Below are 12,307 nucleotides of genomic sequence, written 5' to 3' on the forward strand. Positions count from 1 at the left end.
AAACGCCCATATAAAGTTTTTGAAACACATCGGTATGGTTACAGGACGTTCCATCCGGCCAAAAAACAATAAAAAATACGCGGATGAAACGGATGTGTGTGAAAGACATCAAAAAAGAAAATAGTTTTTAACGACATTTGCAAACTTCTTTACTACAAATCATACTATCATTCATGAAGGTCTTCAAATTTGGCGGTGCCTCGGTAAATAGTGTTGATCGGATCAAAAGCGTCGGTGAAATATTGAAACAGTACGCTGGAGAAAAACTCCTGGTAGTAATTTCTGCCATGGGCAAAACCACCAATGCACTGGAAAAAGTAGTTGAGGCCTTTTTTGAAGGCAAAAAGGAAGAGGCATTGCAGTTATTTGAGCAGGTAAAGCAACAGCATATGACAACTGCCAATTATTTGTTGGTCACCCATGCTCTTGCCTGCGAACAGCAATTAAAAGATTTTTTTACGGAAGTTGAATGGATGCTGCATGACAAGCCCGTTCGTGAATACGATTATTATTATGACCAGGTCGTTTGTGTAGGAGAACTTTTATCCACTGCTATTGTAAGTCACTACCTGAATGAGACAGGTGTTGCTAACAAGTGGATAGATGTAAGAGATATTATCCGGACCGATGATAATTTCCGCGACGCCAATATCGACTGGGAATTTACCAGCAATAAGGTCCGTGAATTCATCTTACCTGAATTAAACAATCCTGCCATTGTTCTGACGCAGGGATTCATTGGCGCTACTGACGAAAATGAAAGTACTACGCTTGGCCGCGAAGGAAGTGATTATACTGCCGCCGTTTTTGCGAGTATGCTGGATGCGGAAAGCCAAACTATCTGGAAAGATGTCGAGAGTGTCATGAATGCTGATCCTAAAAAATTTCCTGAAGCGCAACCTATCCACGAGTTAAATTATAATGAAGTAATCGAAATGGCTTATTATGGTGCACAGGTCATTCACCCCAAAACTATTAAGCCACTTGAGAACAAAGGCATTCCCCTGTATGTAAAATGTTTTTTGAACCCATCGCTGGAAGGGACAATCATTCACAAACAATCTTTGAAGCACCTTCCGCCGATTATCGTTTTAAAGGAAAAACAGGTGATGCTGGAACTCAATTCAAAAGATTTTTCTTTTGTGGGCGAACATCATGTTGGACATCTCTATCACCTTTTTGAAAAATTAAAATTGAAACCTAACCTCACACAAAATGGTGCTATCAGTTTTGTGTGTGTACTGGACGACCAGGGAGAAAAAATAGAAAAGCTGGCATTAGGCGCCTCGGAAATTTTCGATGTACAGGTAACGAGAGGCCTTTCACTGCTTACCATCCGTCACTATACCGGTGAGTATTTTGAAAAATTAACGAAAGGGAAAACGATTTTGCTGCGTCAGCAAACGCCTGAAACAATACAGGCGTTGTTGCAATAAAATTATTTTGCTTCTACTGTAATCGTCTGGATCATTTTTTTGGGCACCGGCTTATCGTGTAAAATGGCGGGTTTCCATACAGGCATTTTTTCCATACGCCTGATCAATTCATCGATAAAATCGTCGTCGTTCATTCCCTTCAACACTTTGAAGTTGGTTGGCGTTCCATCCTTATCAACAATGAATTCAACCTGGACATAAGCCTTGGTAACTCCCTCCGGCAAAAACGGCAGCATCTCTGTCCCAAGGTTTTCAAGATATTTCATGAATGCATCACCACCGCCGGGAAATTGCGGCCATTCATGTACCGCTTCCACCAATCCTGTGATATTTCTTGTGCGATGAGCTACAGGAGCCCTTTTAGCTTTAAGGTCGTTTATTTTTTTGACCGGCGCTCCGTTGATCGTGTATTCACCTTTCTCATTTATCAACACAACAGGAAGCTGTTTGTATTTTTCAAAATAGTTAAATGCCTCTTCCAGTCTTGCAGCAAATCTTTTCAGATAGTTATCATCCTTTGTCAAATTTTCCAGGTAGCGAACACTCCTGGCCACATTATAACGAATCGGGAAAATATGAACTGGTATATAATCCTGCCCCTGGTTCTTGGCGTGTGCCGCCAGGATATACAACTCATCAATCTGCTGATCAGTAACGGGAATACAGCCCACCGTTACACAACTGCCATGAATATAAATAGCACTGCCGGGTCGTAGGGAGTCACTTAAAATTTTATCAGAAACATTTGGATAGTTAATACCCAACGAAAGATAATATTGGCTGCGGGGATTGAATTCGTTGATATAATAAAACCCTTCCGGCACCTGGTAGTCTCCTTCCAATCTTTTTGGGCCGAGTGTTCCTGCCAGTGCGCAAACTTTATAGGTTTTAAAAAGTTTAAATGGATCTTTCAGTTCGTCTTTCACCCATACTTCTAATTGGCTATCATATTTGAAAGAACGGATATAAACATATTTGGCAGGCCATGTCAATTTTTTTGCTTCAAACTGCTTTTGAAGAGTATCCTCTTTACGCCTGAAAGATTCATCAGGACGGGGAAATGTTTTTTGATAGTCGATGAAGTTGGTATAAGAGGTACCACTGCGATAGGAAGGTTGTGCCGTGGCTACGGCTACAAAAAAAATCAAACAAAAAAATATATGCACAAGGTTTTTCATATTCTTCCTTATACTTTAACGATCTTAAATCTTGTTTATTTCCCGCAGCAGCCAGAGTTGTAAAGATAAGGTTCAAAAAAAGAAGTCAGAAACCGAGTTGTTAAGACATCTGGAGAAATGTTAACAACTACTGCCCGGCTTCCGACCCCGATTTTTATACTTCGTGGTTACCGAACCTGTCAGCAGTTGGCGGCTTGCAGTTCCGACAACTGACTTCTAACCTCCGGCTTCAGCTTACAAATTTCCCCTCGCTTCCTGCTCTCTTTCAATGGCTTCGAACAGTGCTTTAAAATTTCCCTTGCCAAAGCTTTTGGCGCCTTTTCGCTGGATGATCTCGAAGAAAAGCGTGGGCCTGTCCTCCACCGGTTTGGAAAATAGTTGCAACAGATACCCTTCATTATCCCGGTCCACTAAAATTCCCAGCTCTTTCAAAGGCTCCAGGTCCTCATCAATTTTTCCTACCCTGCTCAATAAATCGTCATAATACGCAGTTGGTACCCGCAAAAATTCTACACCACGGCTCATAAGGTCCCTTACTGTTTTTACAATGTCGTTAGTAGCCAGGGCAACGTGCTGAACCCCTTCTCCGCGATAAAATTCAAGATATTCCTCCACCTGCGATTTTTTCTTGCCCTCCGCCGGTTCATTAATAGGAAATTTCACAAATCCGTTACCACTGCTCATCACTTTGCTCATTAGTGCTGAATATTCCGTGGAGATGTCTTCATCATCAAAAGTGAGAATGTTTTTGAAACCCATCACGTCTTCATAAAATTTTACCCAGGGGTTCATTCCATTCCAGTCAACATTACCGACACAATGATCGACGTATAATAAGCCAGTGTCTTCTGTTTTATAATGCGGAATACTCCAGGCTTTATAACCCGGCATAAATGGTCCGCTATAATTTTTTCGTTCAATAAATAGATGAACCGTGTCGCCATAGGTATGAATGCCGCTCATGACAATTTCACCAAACTCATCTTTCAGCGTTTGCGGTTCCATATAACTTTTACCACCGCGTTTGGTAGTTTCCTCCCAGGCACTGGCAGCATCTCTTACCCGTAGGGACAATGCTTTTACACCGTCGCCGTGTTTGTAAATATGATCTGCTATAGCATTACCGGGACGCAAAGCTGTAGTTAAAACAAATATGAGTTTGTGCTGGCGAACTGCATAGCTAGCCTTTTCCTTATCACCGGTTTCGGGGCCGGAGTAAGCCAACGGCTGAAAACCAAAAGCCGATATATAATAATGCGCGGCCTGTTTGGCATTGCCAACATAAAATTCTACGTAGTCCGTTCCTTCAAGGGGAAGGAAATCGGTTTGAGAAGTTGCGGTTTTATTTGCAAGTGTTGTGGATGACATGATTAAGGCTTTCGTTGTGATAATAAATTTGGACTTCTAAAAAATCTACACATTACGGGAAGCTTCCTAAGCTCTCCGCCTGCGGCGGATTGGGGAATCCATGGCCAATGTTTCCATGAGCAGGTTGAAGTTGGTGCGATGATCAGCAAAAAGTTTATATGGAAAATCAGGTCGCATTTAAAAGCAAATTTAGAACAGGCTGACCAGAAATAAGAAACTAAAACCCAGAAACCTATCTTTGCGCCATGTTAAAAATAGGTATCCTGGGTGGTGGCCAATTGGGCAGAATGTTATTGCAGGCAGCAGCCAATTATCCCGTTGAAACATTTGTGTTAGAAAACGATGCTGAATGCCCGGCTGCTCATCTTTGTCATCATTTTACCAAAGGTGATATCAGAAATTTTGACGACGTCTATGCTTTTGGAAAAAAGCTGGATGCTATTACCATCGAAATAGAAAATGTAAATATAGAAGCACTTGAAAAGCTGGAAACTGAGGGCCTGAAAGTGTATCCAAAACCATCCGTCTTAAAAACAATCAAGAATAAAATTCTTCAAAAAGAATACTACAAAATTCATGACATTCCATCTCCGGAATTTATCATTACTCAAAATCTGAAGGATCTGCAGGAGCAATCCGGCTTTTTACCAGCGGTGCATAAAATCGGTGAAGGCGGTTATGATGGCAAAGGCGTGCTGGTGTTAAAAACCACCGATGATCTCGCTAAAGGATTTGATACACCTGCTGTGTTGGAAAAAATGATAGCCATTCATAAAGAGGTGGCACAAATGGTGGCCATCAACGAAAAGGGAGAAACAGCACTTTACCCTCCCGTTGAAATGGTATTTGATAAGGACCTGAACTTACTCGACTACCAGCTCTGCCCTGCCGAGATCGATGAAAAAACATTGTGGAAGGTGGAGGCAATCGCATTATCGGTAGTACGAAACTTTAAATCTCCGGGCATTTTTGCTATCGAACTCTTCGTCGATAAAAAGGGAGAAGTATACGTGAATGAAACCGCTCCGAGAGTACACAATAGCGGTCACCATACTATCGAAGCGCATTACAGTTCGCAGTTTGATATGCTCTGGCGGCTGATGCTCAATTATCCCCTTGGAAATACCGACGCCATTCTCCCTTCCATCATGGTAAATATTATCGGGGCAGAGGGATTCAGCGGGGAGGTAAAATATGAAGGACTGGAAGAAACGCTGAAAATTGACAATGCCTTTGTGCATTTGTATGGGAAAAAACAGACCAAACCGGGACGTAAGATGGGACACGTCACCATCTTAAGTAAAGAAAAACAGGATCTGCTGCATCAATCCAATAAAGTGAAGCGGAACCTGCTGGCAAAATCCTGACAACCTTCTATCCTTTCTAAAACCCGCTCATACATGGCGACCCCATTTCCGCATGTATTGCAAACTATTGACGTCCAATAGCAGCCCGGTTTCATTTATTTTTATTTTTCACTGTTTTCATTGACAGGAAACTAAAACCACATATAAATTAATCGACAAGTGAGAAAAATAATTTTGGTACGGAATTATTGTATTGCGTTCATCCTTCCTTTTTTAGCTGCCTGCGGCGATAAAACCAAAAAAATTGAACCCAGGGTCGGAGCTAACCGCCAACAAATGGTGATGGCCGTGGATGCCTACATAGCGAAAACAGAGCCTTTTGCGGAAAATATTGAAGTTCCCGGATCAGTGATTGCCAATGAAACCACAGAAATACATCCGGAAGTATCAGGTCGGATCGTCCGACTCAATGTAGCCGAAGGAAAACAGGTGGCGAAGGGGGCTTTGATTGCTAAACTGTATGATGCCGATCTGCAGGCACAGTTAAAAAAATTGCAGGTACAGCTGCAGATTGCAAAAACCAACGAGGAACGTTCGGCCCAGCTACTAAAAATACAAGGCATTAGCAAAGCAGATTATGATGCCAGCTTATTGAATGTAAATAATATCAATGCTGACATCGAAATTATTCGAACAGATATTTCAAAAACAGAAATCAGGGCACCCTTCAGTGGTAAACTGGGTTTGAAGAATATCAGTCCGGGTGCTTATGTTACGCCGGCCAGTATCATTGCTGTGATTAATCAAACCGGGCAGTTGAAACTTGACTTTACAGTTCCTGAAAAATATACCGGGCAAATCAAAATGGGTCAGATTGTAAATTTCACTTATGAAGGGTCATCAAAAACGTACAACGCCAAAGTAGTGGCGACGGAATCCTCGGTGGCTGAAAATACCCGTAGCCTTAAAGTAAGATCAATCGTTCAGACTAAAGATGATAAACTTTTACCCGGCGCATTTGCCAAAGTGAAATTATCATTTGAACCCAACCCTAACACAATCTTAGTTCCTACGCAGGCAGTACTACCGCAGGCAAGGGGCAAAAAAGTAATTCTTTATAATAATGGAATAGCAACTTTTAAGGATGTTATAACCGGTATCCGGGATTCCGCCAGGATACAAATAACGGAGGGATTAAAAGCAGGCGATACAGTGGTGGTCACCGGATTATTGAGTTTAAGACCGGAAGGAAAAATAAGGATCAACAAGATAATTAAGTAAAAACTGTTTATGGTTTATAGTTTGTAGTTGATTTTGGAAGTCGACCATAAACCATAAGCCAAATCTACAAACGTATTCGAATGAATATATCCGAGTTAAGTTTGAGACGACCTGTGCTCGCTATCGTGATGAACATCATCATCGTGGTGTTTGGAGTCATAGGGTTCAGGTTTTTGGGAATACGGGATTATCCTGCCATTGATCCGCCCAATATAAGCGTTCGCACTTCCTATGCGGGTGCCAATGCAGATATTATCGAAACGCAGATCACCGAACCCCTCGAAAAAGCCGTCAATGGCATAGCCGGCATTAAAAATATTACCTCTTCAAGCAGTAATGGAACCAGTAATATCAATGTCGAATTTGACCTCGGTATTGACCTGGAAGCCGCCGCCAATGATGTAAGAGATAAAGTGTCGCAGGCTCAGCGATCCCTGCCTCCGGACCTGGAGGCGCCACCCGTAGTTTCAAAAGCGGATGCCAGCTCCGATGCCATTCTATCCATGACGGTGCAAAGCAATACCCGTAATCAATTGCAGATAACTGAATATGCCAATAATGTGCTGGTAGAAAGATTGCAAACCATTCCCGGTGTTAGTGGCATCCAGATCTGGGGCGAAAAAAGATATGCTATGCGTATCTGGATCGACCCCGCAAAATTGACCGGATTTGGTTTGACTCCCGGCGATGTGCAAGCTGCATTGCTGCGTGAAAATGTCGAACTGCCTTCGGGAAAAATATCCGGTAACGCAACCGAATTAACAGTCCGCACTTTTGGTCGACTCAACACGGAAGAAGATTTTAATAATGTAATCATCCGCAACATCAGCGGTGCCGATATAAAAATAAAAGACATTGGAGATGTTGTGTTGGGCCCGGAAAATGAAGAAACGGCTTTGAAAGAAAGTGCGGTGCCAATGATTGCTTTGGCTATCGTTCCTCAACCAGGTTCTAACTATGTAGAAATATCGGATGAGTTTTATAAACGCCTGGAACAGATAAAAAAAGATGTTCCGGAAGACATTAAAATCAATATTGCGCTTGATCAAACAAAGTTTATCAAGAAATCCATATCGGAAGTAGAAGAAACCCTGATCATTGCAATAGTGCTGGTGGTATTGATCATCTATCTTTTCTTCCGTGACTGGCTCATTGCGTTGCGTCCTTTGATAGATATTCCTGTGTCATTGATCGGCGCCTTCTTCATCATGTATTTGATGGGTTATACCATCAATGTGCTTTCCCTGCTGGCCATCGTATTGGCTACGGGTCTCGTGGTAGATGACGGTATTGTGGTGACGGAGAATATTTATAAAAAGATGGAAAAAGGGATGGGGAAATGGCAGGCGGCAAAAGAAGGTTCCAAAGAAATTTATTTTGCTGTTATCGCTACTTCTATCACGTTAGCGGTAGTGTTTCTGCCTATTATCTTCCTGCAGGGTTTCGTTGGAAGTTTATTCCGTGAGTTTGGTATAGTAGTCGCAGGTGCCGTATTGATTTCGGCTTTTGTGTCGCTTACGCTTACACCGGTATTGAACGTAAAGCTTACCAAAAAGAATATCCATAAACATTCCTGGTTTTATACAAAAACAGAACCTTTCTTCAGGGGAATGGAAAACGGGTATCAAAAAGCCCTTACCAAATTCATGAAGGTTCGTTGGGTTTCGTTTATCATTATTTCCGCCTGTGTGGCCATAATATTTTTAATTGGCGCCAACCTTCAATCTGAATTGGCACCCATGGAAGACCGCAGCCAGTTTCGTTTGCAACTGACAGCACCTGAAGGCACCTCGTTTGATGCCATGGATAAATACGTTGATCGGTTATCTAACTTTATGCTTGACTCGGTACCTGAAAAAATTACGGTATTAAGTGTGACCGCACCTAGCTTCTCGGGATCAGGTAATGCCAATACAGGCTTTGTTCGTGTGACGTTAGTGGATCCTAAAGAAAGAACCCGTTCCCAGGAAGAAATTGTAAACATGGTCAATCGCAATCTTCCCAAATACAACGAAGGAAGAGCATTTGCCATCCAGGATCAGACAATACAAGTAAACCGTCGTGGTGGTCAACCGGTTTCATTTGTGCTGCAAAACAATAATTTTGAAAAACTCACCCAGATACTTCCAAAGTTTTTAGAAGAAGCCAACAAAAGTACTGTATTGCAACAGGTAGATGTGGATCTTAAATTCAATAAACCTGAACTGCGTGTAGCAATCGACCGGTTGAAAGCAAGTGAACTGGGAGTAAGTGTCAGTGATATTTCAGAAACATTACAGTTGGCTTATAGTAACCGGCGGTTGGGGTATTTTACCAAAGACGGCAAGCAATACCAGGTAATGGGCCAGGTGGCCCGCAAAGACAGGGATGATCCTGATGATCTGAAGGTGCTATTTGTTCGTAATAATCGCGGAGAAATGATCAGTATGGATAACCTGGTAACGGTCCAGGAGTCGAATACACCTCCCACCATTTATCACTTTAACAGGTATAAATCAGCGACCGTTTCCGCCGGGCTGGCTCCCGGTAAAACCATTGGCGATGGTATTAAAGAAATGGAAGCCATTGCGAACAAACTATTGGATGAAAGCTTTGCTACTTCTTTATCAGGATCATCCCGTGATTTTGCTGAAAGCAGCAGCAACACCAGCTTTGCGTTTTTATTGGCGCTCGGCTTAATCTTTTTAATTCTTGCTGCACAATTTGAAAGCTTTATCGATCCGCTCATCATTATGATCACCGTTCCTTTGGCCATCGCCGGCGCCGTGTTGACCTTATGGCTATTTGGACATACGCTCAATATATTTTCACAAATCGGCATGATTATGCTTATAGGCCTGGTGACGAAAAACGGTATCCTTATCGTCGAATTTGCCAACCAAAATCGCATGAAAGGCATGAAGAAAAAGGAAGCAGCCATCTATTCGGCCACACAACGGCTTCGCCCGATTCTTATGACAAGCCTTGCCATGTCACTGGGTGCGTTGCCGCTGGCCCTGTCATTAGGGGCAGCAGCGACCAGCCGTATACCGCTTGGCGTTGTGATTGTAGGCGGTATTTTATTCTCATTAATATTAACGCTATTTGTTTTGCCGGCCATGTACACTTACATGTCCACCAAAAAACAAAAGAGTGAGATGGAAAAATTGTATCCCATTAAAGACGAGGAGGCAATTGTTGCACAACAGCCGGCGCCTGAAACAGTTTAAAAAAGTTGAGTGCAATTGCAAAAAAAATCAGGTAGTTTCCAATCGGGCCAAAAATTAAAGATGCAGGAATGAAAAAAGGATTTATTGTTTTTATATCGGTCTTGTTTTTTTATACAAATTCATTTGCACAGCAACTACTCACATTGGAAGAAGCAATTGCTACGGCTTTGCAGAATAACTACGACATACAACTGTCAAAAAACGATTCCATGGTGGCAGCCCTGGATTATTCCTATCGCAATGCAGCATTCCTTCCCACACTGGACGGTACATTGGGAACTACCTGGAACAATAATAACCAGCGCCAGACATTGGCAGACGGTTCGAAGCGGGAACAAAAAAGTATTCGTTCACATAATACCGCTGCTTCCGTAGCGCTTAACTGGACCCTGTTTGACGGACTAAAAATGTTTGCTACAAGAGATAAAGCAGTTGAATACATTCAGCTTGGCTCGTTGGGAATAAGAAACCAGGTTGTCAATAGCATTGCTACCGTTATTACCACTTATTACAATATTGTACGGCAAAAACAACAATTAAAAGCAGTAGAAGAACAAATCACGTTGAATGAAGAAAGAGTACGATTATCTCAATACAAATTAGATATTGGAACGGGCATCAAACCCGATTTGCTGCAAAGCAAGGTAGACCTGAATGCTCAGAAGGCATTAAAGCTTGAACAACAAACATTGATCGAACAGCTAAAGGAGCAATTGAACCAGGCGATGAATGTAAACAAAGGGATAAATTTTGAAGTGAATGATTCCATTCCTATCAATACAACAATCGGTTTGGGTGATATACAATTGGACATTGAAAAAAATAATCCCGGACTTCTTATCGCTCAAAAAAATGTTGACATCGCCAGGCTTACGCTAAACGAAAGAAAAGCGGATCGGTTGCCAATTGTATCATTTAATTCAGCTTATAATTACAGTCGAACAGATAATAAAAAAGTTATCAACCCCTTCTCTCCTCTTTTTAATCAGTCCAACGGGTTAAATTATGGCTTTACTGCTAATATTCCCATCTTCAATCGCTTTAATACAAAACGACTGATCCGGCAAGCTGAGTTGGATATCCGCTATCAACAATTAGTTTTTGAAAACCAGCGATCCCTCGTCAATTTGGATATCATTACGGCTTTTAAAAATTATGAACTGCAGAAAAAAGCCCTGGCATTAGAAGAAGAAAATATTTTATTGGCACGGGAAAATGTTGATATCGTTTTTCAAACGTACAAATTAGGAGCGGCGACATTAGTTCAGCTCCGGGAAGCACAAAACAGTTTGGAATCCGCTAACAACCGGCTGATTGCAGCCCGGTATGCAACTAAATTGGCTGAGACAGAGTTGCTGCGGTTGAAAGGAACGCTGGGCAATTAATGGCATAAAAATCTTCCTGCCTGGCAGGAGTTTTTTTTATCTTTTGCAAACGTGGATTTTAGCTTTTCTTTGCTGCATGAATCCACAAGTAGGTATAATCATGGGCAGCGATAGCGATCTCAGCATCATGCAGGCTGCAGCTGAAATCTTAAAACAGTTTGGCATTTCGTACGAAGTGACCGTTGTATCGGCTCATCGTACACCATTACGCATGGTTGAATATGCGCAAAAAGCAAAAGGCCGGGGATTAAAGATAATTATAGCCGGTGCGGGTGGCGCAGCACATTTGCCGGGCATGGTTGCTTCTATAACTTCTTTACCTGTTATTGGCGTTCCTATCAAATCATCCAACTCTATCGACGGGTGGGATTCTGTTCTTTCTATTTTACAAATGCCAAACGGTGTACCTGTTGCAACGGTTGCATTAAATGCAGCAAAGAATGCGGGCATATTAGCGGCACAAATTCTTGGCACAACGGACGACAAAATATCCAGAACAATAGTTGACTACAAACACTCTCTAAACGCTGAAGTGCTTGAAAAAATAAATAAGTTAAAAACTGAGGGATGGGAAAACAGTTTTGATTAATTGCCGGGCCTAATTCAATTTCCCATTATTAAAATAACCACCACTAAGACCCAATACCGGAGTTGAGAACGATCATCTTTAAAAAGCTCTTCACTATCACTAACATCTGGTTAAAATATTACCAGAATAATTTGAAAATTTTTTGGTGCGAAAGGTGTGAGACTGTATTTTTGCACCCCGTTCAGATAAACGGTCTGAACATCAGGTTGATCTCGTAGCTCAGTTGGTAGAGCACATCACTTTTAATGATGGGGCCCTGGGTTCGAGTCCCAGCGGGATCACAGATTAGGCTACCAAATAGCCTCAAATCGCTCAAAAGCCCTGCAAATATTGAATTTGCGGGGTTTTTTGTTTTTCCCGGATTGTCAAAAATCTCCAAGTTCCGGGCTACCGGTAACAAAGAAGGGGTGAAAATTCTTAATGCATATCTGGATGCCATTCAGAGTAACATTTTTGGCATTCCAGAAAGAATACACCTTACGCAACGAGCCGTTATCTGCGGAATAGGTCCATTGAAGTCCATAAATACAACAATGACCAATTTGAAAACTGGT

8 protein-coding genes and 1 tRNA gene are annotated in these 12,307 nt (G+C 42.0%); 7 read left to right on the forward strand and 2 right to left on the reverse strand.

Features of this window, described 5'->3' with window-relative positions; genetic code table 11:
- Window positions 1–173 precede the first annotated feature (173 nt).
- A complete protein-coding gene (locus tag ACFEL9_RS18620; RefSeq protein ID WP_385893409.1) occupies window positions 174–1,436 on the forward strand; it encodes an aspartate kinase in 1,263 nt (420 codons plus the stop codon).
- A gap of 2 nt (window positions 1,437–1,438) precedes the next feature.
- Here the strand turns inward: ACFEL9_RS18620 and ACFEL9_RS18625 are convergent, their stop codons facing one another.
- Window positions 1,439–2,614 carry a L,D-transpeptidase family protein gene (locus ACFEL9_RS18625; RefSeq protein WP_385893412.1) on the reverse strand — a complete coding sequence of 392 codons (1,176 nt, stop codon included), beginning with the start codon at window positions 2,612–2,614 and terminating at the stop codon, window positions 1,439–1,441.
- Between the two features lie 234 nt (window positions 2,615–2,848).
- On the reverse strand, window positions 2,849–3,982 hold the full coding sequence (hppD, locus tag ACFEL9_RS18630) for a 4-hydroxyphenylpyruvate dioxygenase (RefSeq protein WP_385893414.1): 1,134 nt from the start codon (window positions 3,980–3,982) through the stop codon (window positions 2,849–2,851).
- 245 nt (window positions 3,983–4,227) lie between these two features.
- Between hppD and ACFEL9_RS18635 the strand changes: the two genes are divergently transcribed.
- From ACFEL9_RS18635 to ACFEL9_RS18660, 6 genes are all read left to right on the forward strand, one after another.
- The gene (locus tag ACFEL9_RS18635) at window positions 4,228–5,349 is read left to right on the forward strand and encodes a 5-(carboxyamino)imidazole ribonucleotide synthase (RefSeq protein ID WP_385893417.1); all 1,122 of its coding nucleotides are present in this window, start codon (window positions 4,228–4,230) and stop codon (window positions 5,347–5,349) included.
- Window positions 5,350–5,508: 159 nt separating this feature from the next.
- On the forward strand, window positions 5,509–6,570 hold the full coding sequence (locus ACFEL9_RS18640) for an efflux RND transporter periplasmic adaptor subunit (RefSeq protein WP_385893420.1): 1,062 nt from the start codon (window positions 5,509–5,511) through the stop codon (window positions 6,568–6,570).
- Between the two features lie 80 nt (window positions 6,571–6,650).
- The gene (locus ACFEL9_RS18645; protein WP_385893423.1) at window positions 6,651–9,779 is read left to right on the forward strand and encodes an efflux RND transporter permease subunit; all 3,129 of its coding nucleotides are present in this window, start codon (window positions 6,651–6,653) and stop codon (window positions 9,777–9,779) included.
- 68 nt (window positions 9,780–9,847) lie between these two features.
- On the forward strand, window positions 9,848–11,164 hold the full coding sequence (locus ACFEL9_RS18650; protein ID WP_385893424.1) for a TolC family protein: 1,317 nt from the start codon (window positions 9,848–9,850) through the stop codon (window positions 11,162–11,164).
- 76 nt (window positions 11,165–11,240) lie between these two features.
- Complete coding sequence (gene purE / locus ACFEL9_RS18655) at window positions 11,241–11,753, forward strand: 5-(carboxyamino)imidazole ribonucleotide mutase (RefSeq protein ID WP_385893427.1); 513 nt, start codon at window positions 11,241–11,243, stop codon at window positions 11,751–11,753.
- Between the two features lie 208 nt (window positions 11,754–11,961).
- Window positions 11,962–12,034: transfer RNA gene (locus ACFEL9_RS18660), tRNA-Lys, on the forward strand.
- The last annotated feature ends 273 nt before the right edge of the window (window positions 12,035–12,307 follow it).

This window comes from Terrimonas alba (assembly GCF_042434975.1).
In the GTDB taxonomy this organism is placed as follows: Bacteria; Bacteroidota; Bacteroidia; order Chitinophagales; family Chitinophagaceae; genus Terrimonas_B; species Terrimonas_B alba.